Source organism: Nocardia sp. NPDC051929 (assembly GCF_044548645.1).
Lineage (GTDB): Bacteria > Actinomycetota > Actinomycetes > Mycobacteriales > Mycobacteriaceae > Nocardia > Nocardia sichangensis.
On record NZ_JBIUCG010000021.1, the window covers coordinates 55,542 to 72,039 of the forward strand.

The window sequence follows — 16,498 nt, forward strand, 5'->3', positions numbered from 1 at the left end:
GCGTGTCGGAAAACGAAAACCGAAGGGTATGAATACCAATAGGTATTTGATACCGAAAGGTATTTATCGCGCGTTTCCAGGGACGACGTTTTTTACCGGAAATTTCTCACCGATTTGCTGTACATCGCGCGGTGCCCGTGTGTAGCGTCTGGAACCCGTAAACCCCCTCACATGACAAGTGGTGGCGCGTGATCGGAATCGACGGTTGTCTGAAACGCATCATGGATATTCCCGGTGCGCGCAGCGTGACGCTGGTGGACGGTGCGAGCGGTCTGGCGATCGCCGCCGACGGCAGGCACGACCTGGTGGACGAGCACGAAGATGCCGCTGCCACAACGGATGTGGTGCGCGCGGTGCTCGCCTGTCCGGCTTTGTCGACCGACGGCGACGACGTCACCGAGATCATCGTCTACGGCACCCGCGGATATCACCTGTTGAACCTGGTGAACGGCGACTTCGACGGACGGCTTTTCGTGCACGTGCTGTTCGACGAGGACGCCGGAAATCTCGCGATGGCGCGATACCAACTGCACGGAATTCTCGACGAATTGGCCGAGGACGCGCATGAGTCCTGAACTCGCGGTCGAATTGCGGCGGTTGGAGCAGGAAGGACGTACGGGGGTGCTGCACGCGGCCGACGGTGCTTTCCATCTCGCCGAAGGCGCGATCGTTTCCGCCGACTGTCGTCGCACCACCGGGCTGGACCGGCTGGTCGTCGAAGCGGGCGTGGCGACCGCCGAGGACTGGCGGCGCGCCGATGCGGGCGATCCCGGCCGTGTGCTGGGACGGCCACGGCTGGAAACCCTCGCGATGCTCTCGGTCTTCGACGCCGCCTATTTCTTGCTGGCCTCGCCCGCCGTCCCGGAGTTCCGCCCGGCCCCACCGCACTGGCTGGCCCCCGTCTGTCACATCACGCCCCGTGCTCTCGTGCAGGAGTGCGCGCGGCGCGGCGATCCCGAGTCCGGGCCGTGGCCCGCCGACCTGGTCGATCGCGTCCCGGTCGTGCCGGTCCGCCGAGTGCGGCGACGGCGTTTGGTGCTCACCGGAGGGCAGGCGGAGGTGCTGGCCGCCGCGGATGGCAGGCGCAGCGTCGCGGAGATCGGTCGCGAACTCGGCCGTACCACCTACGGATGTCTGGTGGCGGTGCGGGATCTGACCGCGGCGGGCTTGATCGAGCCGCCCCTCGCGACGCCGGTCCCGGTGGCCGCCGGGCCGGTCGGGCTCGAGCCGGTGCGCCCCGAGTCCGTAGCGGTCGCGCCTGTGCTCGCCGAGCCGGGCCGGCTTCCCCGCCGCCGTGGCAGGCACTCGGCGCCACCGGTCCCGGTCGCCGATCGGTTGGAGCCGCCCGACCGGGACCTGCTCGTCCGCCTGCAAGCGGCTTTGGAGGAGCTCGCGTGACCACGCGGAAGAAACTGCTCGGCGATTGGATGGGAAGGTTGACCAAGGTGGCGATGTCCGGACCCGAACCGAACGCGGCGGTGCTCACGGAGTTGAAAGCGCTGCGCAATCGAGTTCCGCGACTGACCGGCGCGCTGGTCGCGTCCAACGACGGACTGTTGGTCGCCCATGATCTGCCTGCGCAGATCGAGCCGAACGGGATGGCCGCCATGGCCGCCTCGCAGCTGTCGCTGTCCCACCGGCTCGCCACCACCGCGCACGGCGGCGGGTTCAGCGAGGTCGTGGTCCACGGCACCGGAGGGCACGTGGTCATCTACGCGGCGGGCTGGACGTCGCTGACCGTTTTGGCCGCCCCCGAGGTGAACATCGGCAGGCTGCATCTGGAATCCCGTCCGGCGGCCCGCGCGATCGCCGACTTGCTGACGTCGGTGACCACCGACGCGGGAAGCGAACAAGCAACGAAAACCCACTGAAAGGAAAGCATATGTCCAATATGGATCTGGCCCTCAAAGACATGATGGTGATCGACGGCGCGATCGGCGCCGCCGTCGTCGACTACAACAGCGGCATGGCGCTGGGCATGCTCGGCAGCTCCAAGTCCCTGGACCTCCAGATCGCGGGTGCGGGCAACACCGAGGTGGTGCGCGCCAAGCTGCGCACCATGGACCAGCTGGGGCTCAAAGAGGACATCGAGGACATCCTCATCACGCTGTCCGGGCAATATCACATCATCCGGCCGATGACCGGCCGCAAGTCCAAGGGCCTGTTCCTCTACCTCGCCCTGGACCGGGGACGGGCGAATCTGGCGATGGCCCGGCACCGCCTGCGGGGGATCGAAGAGGATCTGGAGGTCTGATCGGCGATCGAGCCGATTTGACCTGAACTGTTGTTCAGGTTCGACGCTGTTCTGGACACCGAACACGTCGAAGGGAATCCACCATGTCCGACCATCCGATCCAGCTCGCCCTGATCGTCGGCAGCACTCGAGCGGGCCGCTTCGGGCCGACCGTCGCCAAGTGGTTCGCCGCTCACGCCGAGCGGCGCGACGACGTCGACGTCGACGTTGTCGACCTGGCCGAAACGCCTCTGCCGGAACGGCTTTCCCATCACCCCGAACCCGAGGCGGCGCGGGCGCTGGCAGCGGTCGGCCCCCGCCTGGCCGCGGCGGACGGGTTCGTCGTCGTGACACCCGAGTACAACCACAGTTATCCGGCGTCGGTCAAGAACGCCATCGACTGGCATTACACCGAATGGCGGGCCAAGCCGGTGGGATTCGTGTCCTACGGCGGCATCTCCGGTGGCTTACGCGCGGTGGAGCACCTCCGGCAGGTGTTCGCCGAGCTGCATGCGGTCACCGTGCGCGATACGGTGAGCTTCCACGACGCGGGCGGGCGGTTCGATGCCGCGGGGCAGCCGACGGATCCGGAAATGCCGGTGGCCGCGGCCGATCAACTGCTCGGCCAGCTGGTCTGGTGGGGCCGCGCGCTGCGGTCGGCCCGCGCCGACCATCCCTACACCGCATGACGCTTCTTCCACTCGCCCAAGGTCGGGACCGCGGAGCCTGACGCCGTGGTCCCTGGGGCAAGGGCAAATGGCGGACATCCGGTTCGATCGGAGGTGCGTAGCCGTGCGGCGGGCAGCCCGGGTCCCGGCCGATCGTGCGTCACTCCAGCCCGGCTGGGCGCGGCCAGGGGTTGTCCTCCTTGTCCTCGACCGACTGGTTGAAACGCGCGATGAACCTGCTGAACTGGTCGATGTCGGCCTCGGTCCACTCGGCAACCACCGCGCCGATGCCTTGACGGCTCTGCTTTCGGTCGGAGGCCAAAAGATCGAGTCCCTTGGCGCTGGCGCGGATCTTGCGGGCGATGCCGCCGTCGGGGTCGGGCACCCGGTCGACCAACCCTTGCTTGCGCATGGCTCCGACCTGCCGGTTGATCGTCGAAACGTCCAGTTGAAACGCTTCGGACAGCTCACGCAGGCTCAGCGGATGGTCCAGTTCCAGTCTGGTCAGGATCAGGTACGCCGAGCGGTCGAGCTGGAAGCCGGGACGCCGGAGCACCGCGGCGGGGAAGTGCCTTGACAGCAGTGACAGCTCGAAGACGAGGCGGTACAGCGCTGCGTTGTCGCCGGGGCCGGATTCGGACATACCACACTATGTCGCGAGGATCACGTACTTTCCAAATTGTGCAGCATACACACCATATGTACCGTGCAAATGTGACTGTAGCTGCCGACGCGTCCTCGAGCGTCTCTGAATCCGGCGACCGGCCCCGTCCCTCGTCGGCACTGCTCATCGCGACGCTCGGCATGGTCGGTGTCGTCGTCTCCCTCATGCAGACGCTGGTCATCCCGATCATTCCGTCGCTGCCCACGCTGTTGCACACCTCCGCGTCCAACGCCTCCTGGGTCGTGACGGCCACGCTGCTGGCCGGCGCGGTGGCGACCCCGATCAGCGGCCGTCTGGGCGATATGTTCGGCAAGCGGCGCGTCTTGTTCGCGAATCTTCTTCTGCTGATCGCCGGTTCGGTGGTCTGCGCGTCCTTCTCCACCCTGGTGCCCGAGATCGTCGGTCGCTCGCTGCAAGGCGCGGCGGTCGGCGCCATCCCGCTCGGCATCAGCATCATGCGCGACGAATTGCCTGCCGAGCGGGTGGGTTCGGCGATGGCGATCATGAGCGCCACGCTCGGCGTGGGCGGCGCGATCGGCCTGCCGGTCGCGGCGGCCATCGCGCAGAACGCCGACTGGCACGTGCTGTTCTGGACCTCCGCCGCGCTCGGCGTCGTGTGCGCCGTCCTGGTTTTCGTGTTCGTCGCGGAGTCGCCGGTGCGCACGCCCGCCCGGTTCGACTTCGGCGGCGCCGTCGGTTTGTCGGTAGCGCTGCTCGCGCTGCTCGTCGCGATCACGAAGGGCGCGGACTGGGGTTGGGCCAGCGCGCGGATCCTGACCCTGTTCGCGGTGTCGGTGGTGGTGTTCCTCGGCTGGGGCGCTTTCGAACTGCGGCAGCGTTCACCGCTGGTGGACCTGCGGGTCTCGGCGCGGCCGAGGGTGCTGTTCACCAACGCGGCCTCGATCGCCGTCGGATTCGCGCTCTACGGCATGTCGCTGACCTTCCCGCAGCTGCTGATGGCGCCGGAGCAGACCGGATACGGCTTCGGGCTGTCCATGATCACCGCCGGGTTGGCGCTGGCCCCCACCGGCTTCGTGATGATGCTGCTGTCACCGGTGTCGGCGCGGCTGTCGGCCAGCCGCGGGCCCAAGGTCACCCTCGCGCTCGGCTCCGCGGTGATCGCGGTCGGCTATCTGTGCGCGGTGGTACTGATGAACAGCGTCTGGGAGATCATGCTCGCCGCGGTGATCGTCGCGGGCGGCGTCGGCCTGGCGTACGCGGCGATGCCCGCGCTGATCATGGGCGCGGTGCCGATCACCGAGACCGGCGCGGCCAACGGCCTCAACTCGCTGATGCGCTCGATCGGCACCTCGACCTCGGCCGCGGTGATGAGCGTGGTGCTGGCGCACATGACCATGCGGCTCGGCCCGCACCTGCTGCCCTCGCGCGACGGTTTTCACACCACCTTCCTCATCGCGATGGCCGCGGCGCTGGTCGCGATCGGTCTGACCGCCGTGATCCCGATGCGGAAGACCGCCGACGCGGCGACCACCACCGGGCATTCCTGACGCCTGGGATTCAAGCGTTCGCGACGGCCTCGGTGTACCGGCGGCCCAGGGTGCGGATATGGGCGACGAGTTCCGGCGGGCCGTCGACGCGGAAGTCCATCATCAGCATGGACAGGTAGATGGCGATCGTCTCCAGCGCGTCCGCGCCCGTGTAGAGCACGCAGGTGTCCGCGTCCACCGGCTCGACCACGCCGACGGCGGGATTGATCCTGGCGATGACGGTCTCGGCGGGCGCGAGCACGGTCACCCGGGCCTGCACCCGCCACCCGGTGGTGGCGATGTGGCGCATGACGAAGGCGACCAGGTCGTCGTCGGGAAGCGAACGCGCGGCGAAACGACGCGAACTCGTCTCCGCGCGCAGCACGCGGGCGACCGGTATCGCTCGCCAGGAGTGGTCTTCCAGGCTGTAGGCGACCAGGTACCAGCGGCGTTGCCAGTTGATCAGCCGGTACGGCTCGATCTCGACGGACGACGCGGCCCCGGCTTCGGCGATCCGGACCGTCGCTCCGTCGCGAATGGCGCCTGCGAGGGTGGTGAGCACGGCGGCGGGAACCGGTGCGTCCGGCTCGCGCGACCCCGTCGTGGCCGGGCCGATGGCCGTCGCATCCCGCAGTGCGGATACCTTGCGCTGCAATCGTTTGGGCAGGATCTGATCCAGTTTGCCCAGTGCCTTCGTGACGTGCTCGGCGATGTCCGCGATGCCGGTGGAGCCGTCCTCGGCGAGGCCGACCGCGACCGCCACGGCCACCGCTTCGTCGTCGTCCAGCAGTAGGGGAGGCATGGTCGCGCCGCGGCCGAGCCGGTAGCCGCCGACCGCGCCGCGTCCGGCATGCACCGGGTAGCCCAGTTCGCGCAGCCGCTGAATGTCCTGCCGCAGTGTGCGATCGGTGACGCCGAGGCGCTCGGCCAGCTCCCGGCCGGTGTACGCACGGTCCTGTAGCAGGGCCAGCAATCGCAGCAGACGCGGTGTGGTCGATGCCACTTTCGCCCTCCTCGCTGATTAGGAACAAAAGTAGCCTAATTGCCGAATAGGCTTGTGTCATCAGCGAGAACGACCGAAAGGCTCCGACATGAACGCCACCGCCACCGCCGCCGCGACTCTGCTCCCCGTTTGGCGGGACGTGCTCGCCGATTCCTACCGCGCGCTGGAGAGCGTCGTCGCCGGTGTGCGAGCGGATCAGTGGCACCTGCCCACCCCGTGCTCGGATTGGGATGTGACGCAGGTGCTGCAGCACGCCGTCGGTGACCAGCTGGCCTACGCCCAGGCCCTCGGCATCGGAGAGGGTCCGGCCTACAACCCGTTCGCGCCTTCCGGCACGATCGACGGCTCCCCCGGGGACGCGGTGCGTGCGGCGGTCGAGCAGACCGCCTTCGCCTGGACCACGGTCGACGACGCCACCGAGACCGTGCCGACGCCGCTGCCGCACGGCGCGCTCGCCACTCCGGTGGCCGCGGTCATGTGCGCGCTGGATGCCGGGGTGCACGCCTGGGACATCGCGATCGCGACCGGCCAGCCGTCGCCGTTGACCGACGAACTCGCCGCCGCCCTGCTCATCGCCGCGCGGGCCGCTCACCCTGCGCCCGGCAGCGGCGAGACGGCCGAGATCATCGAGCCGCTGCGTCAGTGGGGTGCTTTCGCCGCGATCGTCGACGGTCCGGCCGACGGCGCTCTCGGAGAGCTCTTGCGCTACTTGGGCCGCGATCCGCGCTGAACCTGCCTGGCAGGACGCTGGGTTCACCTGGTGAGCCCAGCGGACGGCGTACCGGAGCCTGATCCAGCGATGCGGCCTCCAAACGCCTCAGGGACAGCGGTTTCCTCCGATCAGCTGTTCGGAGGCGTCGCTCTCCACGCGACGGAAATCAGCGCGCGGTGACGAATCCCTGGGTGACCATCCAGTCCCTGGCCACCTCCGCGGGCTCGCGTCCGTCCACGTCGACCTGACGGTTGAGTTCGGTGATGGCCTCGTTGGTGAGGCGCTGCGAGATCGGCGTCAGGATCGTGTCCACCTGCGGATGCGCCTCGGCGAAACTCCGGCGCATCACCAGCGCCGCGTTGTACTTCGGGAAGAAGCCGCGATCATCTTGCAGCAGAATGAGATTCAGCGCTGGGATGCGTCCGTCGGTGGCCGCGACCGAGCCGAAGCGGCACTGCCTGCCGTCGGCGGTCGCCTGGTAGACCACGGCGTCCTGCACGATCTGCTTGCGGACCTTGCTCGCGTCGATCTCGTACTTGCGGGCCAGGCCGGGAAATCCGTCCTGGCGGACGTTGAACTCGGTGCCGACGCAGATCGCCGCGGCGGCCGGATCGGCGGCCGCCAGTCTGGCGTAGTCCGACAGCGTGCGCACACCGGTCTCCTGGGCGGTGCGGGCGCTCATGACCAGCGCGTAGGTGTTGTTCATCGGCGCGAGCGCCGTCCAGAGCATGCCGTGCGCGGCGAGGTCGGCGTCGCGCACCGCCTGGAACTGGCCGATCTCGTCCGGCACCGGTGTCTCGTTGCCGAGATAGTTGATCCAGCCCGTTCCGGTGTAGTCGTAGGCGAGGTCGATCTGCCCGTGCAATTGGGCATCGCGCACGCTGTTGGAGCCCTGGATGTTGGTCAGGTCGCGCACCTCGGCGCCCGCCGCCGAGAGAGCGAACTCGATCAGATAGCCGAGGATGTTCTGCTCCGTGAAGTCTTTGGAACCCACCGTGACCTGCACACCCTCCAGTTCGGGCACGGGCCGGATGCTGCCGGGGCCGACTCGAAGCGGCACCGCGCCGCCGGATTGCAGCCCGCAGGCGGCCAGCAACGTCAAGCCCAGGCCGAGGGTCAGCGCGCGCCACGCCCGGATCATTTCAGCCCCTTCGGCCCGAGAAACGCTTCGGCGAGCGCGCCGAGCCAGTCCACCAGCAGGGCCAGCGCCACCGCGAGCACCGCGCCGACCACCAGGGTGACGTTGTCGCGCAGCTTGTAGCCGGTGTCGATCAGAATGCCGAGCCCGCCCGCGCTCACCAGGAACGACAGCGTCGCGGTGCCGACCGCGAGCACCAGCGAAGTGCGCAGCCCGGCCAGGATGTAGGGCACCGCGAGCGGGAATTCGATGCGCCGCAACACCGTCACGGCCGACATGCCCTGGCCGCGCCCCGCATCGATGAGCGTCCGGTCCACCTGCTCATAGCCCAGAATGGTGTTGCGCAGCACCGGAAGCAGCGAATAGAACGCGATCGGCGCCACGCCGATCCAGAAGCCGGTGGTGCGGGTGGCCAGGTAGAACAGCACGATCAGGCCGATGGCCGGTGCGGCCGCGCCGATATTCGCGATACCGACGAAAACGGGTGTGAGCCGCCGGAATCCCGGTCGCGTGAGCAGGGTTCCGAGCGGGACGGCCACCGCGACGACGATCAGCACCACGGTCGCGGTGATCCGCACGTGCTGCCAGGTGACGGTCGCGACGTTGCCCGCGTTCAGGCTCGCTTGCTGGGTGACGGTCAGGTCGCGGGCGAACGCCCACACCAGCACGCCCGCGGTGAGCACGAGCACGACCACCGGCTGCACGACCAACCGGATGCGCTCGGCCCTGCGCTGGGTGGCGGGTGACGCGGTGGCGGTGGTCATGGTGCGCCGTCCGTCGCGGAACGCCCGGCTCCGTGCTCGGCGCGCAGGGCCGACAGGTGGCCGACCAGGGTGTCGATGGTGATCAGCCCGGCGTACTCGCCGCGCGCGCCGGTCACCACCGCGGTCGCGCTCTGATGGGTGAGCAGGGCTTCGAGCGCGTCCTGCAGCGTCGATTTCAGCGCCAGCGTCTCCGGCACCGGCGTTCCCAGATCGCGCAGCGAATCGGCGTGGGCCAGTTGTTCGGCCGAGACCCAGCGGCGTGGCTTGCCATGACCGTCCAGTACCAGCGCCCACGGCCAGTCGCGGTCCGCGAGCGCGGCGCGCAACTCGTCGACGGTGTCCTGTTCGGTGGCGGTGGGGCAGTCGCCGAGTTCGACATCCCCGACCCGGGTCAGGGTGAGCTGTTTGAGCGAGGCGTCCGCGCCGACGAAACCGGCGACCGTCTCGTCGGCCGGGTCGGCCAGGATCGCCGCGGGTGTGTCGTATTGCAGGATCCTGGACCGGTCGCCGAGCACGGCGATGCGGTCGCCGAGCTTGACCGCCTCGGTGAAATCGTGGGTGACGAACACGATCGTCTTGCCGAGTTCGCCTTGCAGCCGCAGCAACTCGTCCTGCAGCAATCCCCGGGTGATCGGATCGACCGCGCCGAACGGCTCGTCCATCAGCAGCACGGGCGGGTCTGCCGCCAATGCCCTGGCCACGCCGACGCGCTGCTGCTGGCCGCCGGACAGCTGGCGGGGATAGCGGTCGCGGAAGGTGCCTGGATCGAGACCGACCAGCTCGAGCATCTCGTCGACCCGTGCCGCGACGCGCCGCCGGTCCCAGCCGATCAGGCCCGGTACGGTCGCGACGTTCTTCGCGACGGTCAGGTGCGGGAACAGTCCCGCCTGCTGGATCGAATAGCCGATGCCGCGGCGCAACCGGTCGGGCTGGATCGTGGCCGCGTCGCGGCCGTCGATCGTGATGGTTCCGGAGGTGGGTTCGATCAGCCGGTTGATCATTCGCATGGTGGTGGTCTTGCCACAGCCGGACGGCCCGACCAGGACCACGATCTCGCCGGCCGGGATGGTCAGCGAGACGCTGTCCACAGCCGGATCACGCTGTCCCGGATAGTGTTTGGTTACCGCGTGCAGCACGATCTCGACGCCGGAGACGACGGATGCCGCGCGGCCGTCGCTGGTTTCGGTTTCAGTCACGAATTCCCCTGGAAGTGGTGAGCCGCCCGACCAGGACGTAGATCCCGTCGAGGACGAGTGCGAGGACGACGACGAGGATCGTGCCGACCAGCGCCTGTGGCACCGCGTTCGGGCTGCCCAGGCGCGCGAGTCCGGAGAAGATCAGGTTCCCGAGTCCGGGGCCCTTGGCGTATGCCGCGAGGGCGAGAATCCCCATGATCAGCTGGGTGCTCACCCGCATACCGGCCAGAATCGCGGGCCACGCCAGCGGCAGTTCGATCCGGGCGAGCACCCGCAGCCGGTTCATCCCGACGCCGCGGGCGGCGTCGGTCACGGCCGGATCCACCGAGGCGAGTCCGATGATGGTGTTGCGCATGATCGGCAGCAGCGCGTACACCACGAGCGCGGTGATCGTCGGTGCGACACCGAGACCGAGCACCGGGATCAGCAGGCCGAGCAGCGCGAACGACGGAACGGTGAGCACCGCGCCCGCCAGCGCGGAGGCGATCGACGAGCCGAACGGGCTGCGGTAGACCAGGATTCCGATCAGAACCGAGACCACCGTCGCCAGCAGCACCGATTGCACCACGGCCGAGACGTGCAGGTAGGAGTCGACCAGCAACTGGTGCCGCCGGTGCACGATGAATGTCCACAGCGTGTCCAGGGCCGTACCTCCCCATCGGCTGGTCTCTCCGGAGACTAGCGCGGTTTTCCAGGTGCCGTCCATGATTTCGGCTCCACCGGGTTGCCCCTCCGCTCGGTCGCCGAAACCAGGCGGACGGCGCGTGGAACCGTTCGGCGTGCTCGCGCGTCGAATTCCATAAGCTCGACAACAACGTCACACGAACGAATCGGGGGAGCGAATGACACAACAACGGGGATCGCGATCGGGGCGGTGGGTCGCGCTCGCACTGGTGGTGCTCGGCGTGGTCGCCGCCGGGATCGCCGGTGGTCTCTGGTGGCAGGACCGTACGGACCACCGGGCGATCGCGGGCGAGCGCCTCACCGAGTTCCCCGCGCTGGACCGTTCGGCACTCGACGCGGCCCAGGCCGGAATCGTCGCGGTCGCCGAGCGCGAGTTCGCCGATCCCGGTGCGGGTACGAAATACGCGGAAGGAGCCGAGGAGGCGTGGTGCGCCGATTTCGTCAGCTGGGTGCTGCGCGAGGCCGGTGTGCCGCTGGCCAACCCGAATTCGGGTTCGTGGCGGATTCCCGGCGTCTATACCTTGCAGGAGTATTACGAGAGCATCGGCCGGTTCGTCCCGAGCGGCTCGAACTATCGACCGCGGACCGGTGACGTGCTGCTGTACGGAGAGCCCAGTCCGTTCGGACAGCACACGAACATCGTCCTGCGAGTCGAGGGCGGCCAGGTGACCACGATCGGCGGTAACGAGTACGGCGCGGTGCGCATCCACCGGTTCGTGCTGGGCGACATAACCGGGGTGGTCGGGTTCGGCCGATTGTGAAGATCACTTCCGTCGAACGGGATTCGACCGATATGCGGGTGAAACGGGGTGCCGGATAGTCCTACGATGGGAGGTGGCGGCGCCCGGCAGCGCCGCCGCCGGTCCCCGCCCTGCTTCCCCCTCATCGGCAGGACGGGGATCTCGGGCCGCAGTGCGTTCCGGGGTGGGACGAGATCGGTCGCGTACCGTGTCGGGTGTCCATCGAGAGGTGAGGGTTGCGGAACTAGCGATGCATCCGACCGACGAACCGAGTAGTGCGCCCGGCTGGATCGACTACGCCGAGTTCGGCGAGCGTTTCGTCACGCACGCCGTGAACGCCGCTCGTATCGAGTCCGCGGTCTCCGGCATGGCGGGCCGCGGCATGACCATCGGCCCGGTCTCGATCGGCCCGGCCGGGCTCGCCGGATTCGTCGCCGAGGGGAAGGTCGGCGCCCCGCGCGTACTGCGCAGCGGCCCGAAGGTCACCTTCGACGTCACCGTTCCGGTGACGCTCACCTTGAAGGTGCTGCTCGGCGGCCGGAAACTGCGGCTGGAGGCCAGGGTGGAGATCGATCTGACCCTGCACGCCCGCACCGCCGAACCCGTGCTCGTCGTCATCGATATCCCACCGATCACCCAGCGGGACATCAGTTTCGTCTTGCGCGCCCAGGCGGTGGATTCGGCGTGGGAATGGTTGCTCGACCCGATCGCGGGCGTGGTGCAGCGAGAGGTCGCCTCCCGGGTGAACGCCATGCTTGCCGACCCGCAGACCCGCAGGGGGCTGGTGTTCGACCTCGAGGCCATGGTCGCGGGCAAGCGTTCGCCGTATCGGGACGAGCTCGCGTTCGATTGGATCGGCTACGACGAGTTCGGGCATCGGTTCTTCTCCCGCATCGTGACGCGCGAGCGAGTGTGGGACGTGGTGGAACGGCTGGCGGGCAGGCTGATCGAGGTCGGTCCGCTGCGGACCGGACCGCGCGCGAGCGCCGTCGTGACTGTTCGGGGAACGGTACGGATGCCGCGGCTGACGGACCGGTCGACGGAGCCGGTCGCCTTCGATCTGACCCTGCCGGTGAGCCTGGACATCACGGTCGACGTGTTGAAAGCCAATCGCTATCGCGCTGACGTCGAGGTGCCTTTGGTACTCACCGCCCGCGCTGCCGACCCCTTGCGGGTGGTGATCGACGTGCCGCCGCCCGACCCGGCCGACATTCGGATGGAATTCACCGCGCAGGGCGCCCGCGCGGCCGCGCTCGGTGCGCTCGCCGGGATAAAGAAGCAGGTCGTGGCGCAGGTGGCGGCGGTGATCCGCAAAGAACTGGCCGATCCAGCGATGCGCGCCATCGATGTCGCCGCGCGCATCGACGGCATTGTGTGACCGGTCGCGTCGTCGAGCGTATGTGGCGAATGTGAAACGTGATTCTCCTGGGTCTAGCGGTTCCAGTGTGAATATGGTGAAATGAGTTCACGTTCGAGGCTCCCGGCGCGCGGTGGATTGGGGAAGGTGCGCCGGGCACGCTGCCATCCATGTCGGGTTGCGCGAAGGAGTCGACGATGCGTTCCAATTCGGTATCCCGGCGTGATCTGTTCGCCTACACGGCCGCCGCGGCCGTCGTCGGCATGACCGCCGCGGCAGCTCCCGCGTCCGCGCGACCAGCGCTGGGCACCCTCATCGATTACGCCGGAGGCGTTCCCTCCGCTGCGGCGATCCGCGACGCCGGACATATCGGCGTGATCCGCTACGTGTCCGATCGCAGGCCCGGCGCCGAGTGGATGGCGGGCAAACCGCTGCGATCCCCCGAAGTCGACGATCTCAAAGCGGCTGGTCTGCAGATCGTCTCGTGCTACCAATTCGGCAAGGGACCGACCGCGGACTGGCGTGGCGGGCTGGAGGCGGGCAAGCGGCACGCCGAGCGCGGGCTCGCGTTGCACCGCGCCGCCGGTGGCCCGGACAACGTGCCCATCTACGCGTCCATCGACGACAACCCCTCCCCGGTCGACTTCGCCACCATGATCGCGCCGTACCTACTGGGCTGGCAGGCAGTGCTCGGCACGGAGAACACCGGCGTCTACGCGAACACCCCGACCATCGAGCTGGCCCGCACCGCGAGCCTGGGTTCCTGGTACTGGCAGCACAACTGGGGCACACCCAAGGGCTTCGTGCACCCCGCCGCCAACCTGCACCAGGTCGAGATCGACAAGCAATCCATCGACGGTGTGGGGATCGATGTGAACAACGTGCTCACGCCCGAATACGGGCAGTGGTGAGCAGCTGCCGCGGTACGTGCCTGCTCGCCTCCACCCCGCTTTTCGAGCGAAGTGAGACCGAGCAGCTGCCGAATATTACGTCTGGCAGTGGCTTATCGGGGTGACGCGCAGATCGGGCTCGTCGTCCGGAACGACCCGCAGGGAGGGGTGGCTGTCCGGAGCCTCGTGATCGCCGAGCCAGGACAGCAGCGACCACCGGGACAGGCCGGAGAACGCGGAGCCGAGGCTGGCGAACGAGAACGACGAGATCGCCGACCCGAACGATCCCACGGATCCGATCGACAGCACCGAGCCCACGCTGCCGATGGACAGGACCGAGTAGGCCGAGCCGATCGAGAGGATGGAACCCTCCGAGCGGATCGACAGGATGGAACGGTGCGAGCGCCTGCTCCGGATCGAATGACCCGGCTGTCTCGAACAGTCCGCGGATTTCGAGAAAACGGTGGTCGCCATAGATAGCGGTCTACCACAGTCCGGCCACCTCGTGTGGCTGCGCGGCAGATCGATACGAGGTATTCGCCGAGTCACCGCAACGCCGAAAGGGCGACGACCCCCATGGAGTCGCCGCCCTCGACCGGAAGCTCAGCCTACGGTGAAGAATCCGAGCGTCGGCAGGAAGGAGCAGGTCCGCGCCTCCGCGTCACCGGACTGGGTGGTCAGCGAGCCGGAGACGACCGCGACGACGCGGCCGTTGCCCGTGTCGGCGATCGCGGACAGCGTGGCGGGGCCGTCCGGGTTGATCTTGGCCTCGTCGGTCAGCGGCAGGACGCCCGACTGGCGGGTGTCGAGGTTCAGCCACTGCACCGTCATCGGCGGGTTCTGCACCGGCGTCGGCCCCTTGGTGCCGAGCGCGGTGAAGACGAACCCGGTCTGGCCCGCCTGCGGGCCGGGTGGCGGCAGCGTGGCGGGCCCGGGCACGGCGAGGGCGGTACCCACCGAGTCGGCGGACGGGCCGATGCAGCCCTTGCCGATGCTCGGGTAGAGGAACTGGGCGATCACCGGTCCGTCCTGCGGTACCTCGGGGCCTCCGCCGCCGCTGCCGTCCAGGAAGGTGATGATCCGTTCCAGCGTCGACTTGATCTGCGGCGGAAGGTTCAAAGTGGCCAGCAGTCTGCGGGCCTGATCGAGGATGGCCGACTGCGGACCCGCGACGCCGGCCGGGCTCGCGATATCCGCGGGGCCCGCGACGGCGCCGACGATGGCTGGGGCGAGCGCGGCCAGCGCATCCACGGGAACGCCTTCGGGCACCATGGGAACGCTGTTCGTAGTCGCCACGGGGGTGGTCGCGGGGGCCGCGATTGCTGTCGTCGGCGCGGCGAGCGTGGCACTCGCCGCGACGGCGAGTGCGGACAATGCGATCCGCGATCCTCGGGTGCGAAGCACTGGTCTGGCCGTCCTTACCTCGGGGTACATCTGGGTTCGATTGCTAAAAGCCATCGTTTCGGGGGTCACTCTAGGGACATTGCGGCTATGTGTACAGCTGCGGCGTCCGGAAAGCGCCGTGGACGATCAGTGTTAGCAGAAGATACCGCGCCCAGATGTTACTGATGTGAAAGTTGATGCAAATGTTATCGGTGGTTCGAGGGTGGAACCGACCGGATTCGCGCTGCGGCTAATCTAATCGGTGCCGTCCGCGCTGTCGCCTCGACATCGAACTTCGGGCGCGCCAACCGACGCACCGCACCCGAGCCGAAAGCCAGCGATTTGAATCGTCACCTCCGATGGGCCGTGTCGGTGCTGGGCCTGTCCGTGCTGGCCCGGCTGCTCTGGATGCTGCTGTCCCCGAATGGGATGAACCTCGTCGACCTGCATGTCTACGTCGGCGGGTCGGCCGCGTTGTTGACCGATCAGCTCTACGACTTCACCTATGCGGAGAAGACTCCGGACTTCCCGTTGCCGTTCACTTATCCGCCTTTCGCGGCATTGGTGTTCTTCCCGCTGCACTATCTGCCGTTCACCCTGGTCGCGGTGGCTTGGTTGCTGGCCATCGCCGCGGCGCTGTACGCGGTGGTGCACATCAGTCTCGAGCTGCTGTTCGGGGCGCAGCGGCTGCGCACGCCGCAGTGGCGGGCCGCCACCGTCGGGTGGACCGCGCTCGGGCTGTGGCTGGAGCCGGTCCGAACCACGATGGACTACGGCCAGGTCAATGTCTTCCTGGTGCTCGGTGGGATGCTCGCGGTTCGCAGTTCGCGGTGGTGGCTGTCCGGTGGACTGGTCGGAATAGTCGCGGGCATCAAACTGACGCCGGCGATCACCGGGTTGTACTTCGTCGCGCGCAAGCGCTGGGCGACGGTGGCGTGGTCGGCCGTGGTCTTCGGCGCGACGGTAGGGCTGAGTTTCCTGATCGCGCCGGTCGAGGCGCGTCGGTATTTCGGCACACTGCTCGGTGACGCCGACCGGATCGGTCCGGTGGGGTCGGTGTGGAACCAGTCGCTGCGGGGCACACTGAGCCGCATCCTCGGCTACGACGTCGAGTCCGGCCCGTGGTGGATCGCGGCCGTGCTCGTCGTGGCGGTGCTGGCGTTCCTGGCTTGGCGCGCGCTCGGCGCGGACGACCGGCTCGGCACGCTGATCGTGGTGCAACTGTTCGGGCTGATGGTCTCGCCGATCTCGTGGTCGCATCACTGGGTGTGGCTGCTGCCGACGGTGCTCTGGGTGGTGTACGGGCCGCTGCGCCGGGCGCCCGGCGCGCGGGTGATCGCCGGGTACTGGCTGGTGACCATGCTCGTCGGCGTGCCGTGGGTGCTGTCGTTCTTCCAGGATTCGATCTGGACCATCTCGCGCCCGGGCGTACTGGCCTGGCTCGGCGCCGTCGACGTGCTCGGCGTTCTGGCGTTCTACCTCTGGGTGATCCGCTTCGGAGCCAGGTACACGCGATCGGCCGAGGACGAAGAAGCGCGCGCAACCACCGAGGGCCCCGCGCGCACCGCATAAGGTACTC

General features: G+C 68.3%; 19 protein-coding genes. 11 read left to right on the forward strand and 8 right to left on the reverse strand.

Annotated features, from left to right (window positions below):
• Positions 1 to 188 precede the first annotated feature (188 nt).
• The 5 genes from ACIHAX_RS27035 (at position 189) to ACIHAX_RS27055 (ending at position 2,922) form a co-directional block, all read left to right on the forward strand.
• Entirely contained in the window at positions 189 to 575 is a 387-nt protein-coding gene (locus tag ACIHAX_RS27035) for a hypothetical protein (protein ID WP_356966682.1), read from the forward strand.
• Positions 565 to 1,398, forward strand: coding sequence for a hypothetical protein (locus ACIHAX_RS27040; protein ID WP_364435216.1), 834 nt, complete (start codon positions 565 to 567; stop codon positions 1,396 to 1,398). The genes ACIHAX_RS27035 and ACIHAX_RS27040 overlap by 11 nt, the downstream gene beginning before the upstream one ends.
• The gene (locus ACIHAX_RS27045) at positions 1,395 to 1,871 is read left to right on the forward strand and encodes a roadblock/LC7 domain-containing protein (protein WP_355078646.1); all 477 of its coding nucleotides are present in this window, start codon (positions 1,395 to 1,397) and stop codon (positions 1,869 to 1,871) included. Before ACIHAX_RS27040 ends, ACIHAX_RS27045 begins: the two co-directional genes overlap by 4 nt.
• An 11-nt stretch (positions 1,872 to 1,882) precedes the next feature.
• Positions 1,883 to 2,254 carry a hypothetical protein gene (locus ACIHAX_RS27050; protein ID WP_043729685.1) on the forward strand — a complete coding sequence of 124 codons (372 nt, stop codon included), beginning with the start codon at positions 1,883 to 1,885 and terminating at the stop codon, positions 2,252 to 2,254.
• Between the two features lie 83 nt (positions 2,255 to 2,337).
• Positions 2,338 to 2,922 (forward strand): NAD(P)H-dependent oxidoreductase, encoded by a 585-nt coding sequence (locus tag ACIHAX_RS27055; RefSeq protein ID WP_355078647.1) that lies wholly within the window; start codon positions 2,338 to 2,340, stop codon positions 2,920 to 2,922.
• 139 nt (positions 2,923 to 3,061) lie between these two features.
• On the opposite strand, the gene ACIHAX_RS27060 is transcribed toward ACIHAX_RS27055, so the two are convergent.
• Entirely contained in the window at positions 3,062 to 3,544 is a 483-nt protein-coding gene (locus ACIHAX_RS27060; protein WP_355078648.1) for a MarR family winged helix-turn-helix transcriptional regulator, read from the reverse strand.
• 71 nt (positions 3,545 to 3,615) lie between these two features.
• Here ACIHAX_RS27060 and ACIHAX_RS27065 point away from each other — a divergent pair, with 71 nt between their 5' ends.
• The gene (locus tag ACIHAX_RS27065; protein WP_364435209.1) at positions 3,616 to 5,073 is read left to right on the forward strand and encodes an MFS transporter; all 1,458 of its coding nucleotides are present in this window, start codon (positions 3,616 to 3,618) and stop codon (positions 5,071 to 5,073) included.
• A 10-nt stretch (positions 5,074 to 5,083) separates the two neighbouring features.
• Here the strand turns inward: ACIHAX_RS27065 and ACIHAX_RS27070 are convergent, their stop codons facing one another.
• Positions 5,084 to 6,055 carry a helix-turn-helix transcriptional regulator gene (locus ACIHAX_RS27070; RefSeq protein ID WP_397280281.1) on the reverse strand — a complete coding sequence of 324 codons (972 nt, stop codon included), beginning with the start codon at positions 6,053 to 6,055 and terminating at the stop codon, positions 5,084 to 5,086.
• Between the two features lie 88 nt (positions 6,056 to 6,143).
• Between ACIHAX_RS27070 and ACIHAX_RS27075 the strand changes: the two genes are divergently transcribed.
• Positions 6,144 to 6,785, forward strand: a complete 642-nt coding sequence (locus ACIHAX_RS27075; protein ID WP_355078651.1) for a TIGR03086 family metal-binding protein — start codon at positions 6,144 to 6,146, stop codon at positions 6,783 to 6,785.
• 148 nt (positions 6,786 to 6,933) lie between these two features.
• On the opposite strand, the gene ACIHAX_RS27080 is transcribed toward ACIHAX_RS27075, so the two are convergent.
• Genes ACIHAX_RS27080 through ACIHAX_RS27095 form a run of 4 tightly spaced genes read right to left on the reverse strand, consistent with a single transcriptional unit; the run spans position 6,934 to position 10,508 of the window.
• Positions 6,934 to 7,908 (reverse strand): glycine betaine ABC transporter substrate-binding protein, encoded by a 975-nt coding sequence (locus ACIHAX_RS27080; RefSeq protein ID WP_355078652.1) that lies wholly within the window; start codon positions 7,906 to 7,908, stop codon positions 6,934 to 6,936.
• Positions 7,905 to 8,669 carry an ABC transporter permease subunit gene (locus ACIHAX_RS27085; RefSeq protein WP_364435199.1) on the reverse strand — a complete coding sequence of 255 codons (765 nt, stop codon included), beginning with the start codon at positions 8,667 to 8,669 and terminating at the stop codon, positions 7,905 to 7,907. Before ACIHAX_RS27085 ends, ACIHAX_RS27080 begins: the two co-directional genes overlap by 4 nt.
• A complete protein-coding gene (locus ACIHAX_RS27090) occupies positions 8,666 to 9,865 on the reverse strand; it encodes an ATP-binding cassette domain-containing protein (RefSeq protein ID WP_364435196.1) in 1,200 nt (399 codons plus the stop codon). Before ACIHAX_RS27090 ends, ACIHAX_RS27085 begins: the two co-directional genes overlap by 4 nt.
• Positions 9,858 to 10,508 carry an ABC transporter permease gene (locus tag ACIHAX_RS27095; RefSeq protein ID WP_355078669.1) on the reverse strand — a complete coding sequence of 217 codons (651 nt, stop codon included), beginning with the start codon at positions 10,506 to 10,508 and terminating at the stop codon, positions 9,858 to 9,860. The genes ACIHAX_RS27090 and ACIHAX_RS27095 overlap by 8 nt, the downstream gene beginning before the upstream one ends.
• Positions 10,509 to 10,707: 199 nt before the next feature.
• Between ACIHAX_RS27095 and ACIHAX_RS27100 the strand changes: the two genes are divergently transcribed.
• From ACIHAX_RS27100 to ACIHAX_RS27110, 3 genes are all read left to right on the forward strand, one after another.
• Entirely contained in the window at positions 10,708 to 11,310 is a 603-nt protein-coding gene (locus ACIHAX_RS27100) for a CHAP domain-containing protein (RefSeq protein WP_397280285.1), read from the forward strand.
• Positions 11,311 to 11,539: 229 nt separating this feature from the next.
• Positions 11,540 to 12,667: a hypothetical protein gene (locus tag ACIHAX_RS27105; RefSeq protein WP_397280287.1), complete on the forward strand. Its 1,128-nt coding sequence runs from the start codon at positions 11,540 to 11,542 to the stop codon at positions 12,665 to 12,667.
• A 176-nt stretch (positions 12,668 to 12,843) separates the two neighbouring features.
• Complete coding sequence (locus ACIHAX_RS27110; RefSeq protein ID WP_355078657.1) at positions 12,844 to 13,557, forward strand: DUF1906 domain-containing protein; 714 nt, start codon at positions 12,844 to 12,846, stop codon at positions 13,555 to 13,557.
• 75 nt (positions 13,558 to 13,632) lie between these two features.
• On the opposite strand, the gene ACIHAX_RS27115 is transcribed toward ACIHAX_RS27110, so the two are convergent.
• Positions 13,633 to 14,010 (reverse strand): hypothetical protein, encoded by a 378-nt coding sequence (locus tag ACIHAX_RS27115; RefSeq protein ID WP_397280288.1) that lies wholly within the window; start codon positions 14,008 to 14,010, stop codon positions 13,633 to 13,635.
• 129 nt (positions 14,011 to 14,139) lie between these two features.
• Positions 14,140 to 14,940, reverse strand: a complete 801-nt coding sequence (locus tag ACIHAX_RS27120) for a hypothetical protein (protein WP_397280290.1) — start codon at positions 14,938 to 14,940, stop codon at positions 14,140 to 14,142.
• Between the two features lie 321 nt (positions 14,941 to 15,261).
• On the opposite strand from ACIHAX_RS27120, the gene ACIHAX_RS27125 reads away from it, so the two are divergent.
• A complete protein-coding gene (locus ACIHAX_RS27125) occupies positions 15,262 to 16,491 on the forward strand; it encodes a mannosyltransferase (protein ID WP_397280292.1) in 1,230 nt (409 codons plus the stop codon).
• Positions 16,492 to 16,498: the final 7 nt, after the last annotated feature.

Bases quoted from the DNA above. Each gene is read 5' to 3' on its own strand.
- ACIHAX_RS27085 (WP_364435199.1), bottom strand. From the start codon at position 8,669: ATGACCACCGCCACCGCGTCACCCGCCACCCAGCGCAGGGCCGAGCGC.
- ACIHAX_RS27050 (WP_043729685.1), top strand. From the start codon at position 1,883: ATGTCCAATATGGATCTGGCCCTCAAAGACATGATGGTGATCGACGGC.
- ACIHAX_RS27055 (WP_355078647.1), top strand. From the start codon at position 2,338: ATGTCCGACCATCCGATCCAGCTCGCCCTGATCGTCGGCAGCACTCGA.
- ACIHAX_RS27105 (WP_397280287.1), top strand. From the start codon at position 11,540: ATGCATCCGACCGACGAACCGAGTAGTGCGCCCGGCTGGATCGACTAC.
- ACIHAX_RS27080 (WP_355078652.1), bottom strand. From the start codon at position 7,908: ATGATCCGGGCGTGGCGCGCGCTGACCCTCGGCCTGGGCTTGACGTTG.
- ACIHAX_RS27110 (WP_355078657.1), top strand. From the start codon at position 12,844: ATGCGTTCCAATTCGGTATCCCGGCGTGATCTGTTCGCCTACACGGCC.
- ACIHAX_RS27060 (WP_355078648.1), bottom strand. From the start codon at position 3,544: ATGTCCGAATCCGGCCCCGGCGACAACGCAGCGCTGTACCGCCTCGTC.
- ACIHAX_RS27075 (WP_355078651.1), top strand. From the start codon at position 6,144: ATGAACGCCACCGCCACCGCCGCCGCGACTCTGCTCCCCGTTTGGCGG.
- ACIHAX_RS27040 (WP_364435216.1), top strand. From the start codon at position 565: ATGAGTCCTGAACTCGCGGTCGAATTGCGGCGGTTGGAGCAGGAAGGA.
- ACIHAX_RS27115 (WP_397280288.1), bottom strand. From the start codon at position 14,010: ATGGCGACCACCGTTTTCTCGAAATCCGCGGACTGTTCGAGACAGCCG.
- ACIHAX_RS27100 (WP_397280285.1), top strand. From the start codon at position 10,708: ATGACACAACAACGGGGATCGCGATCGGGGCGGTGGGTCGCGCTCGCA.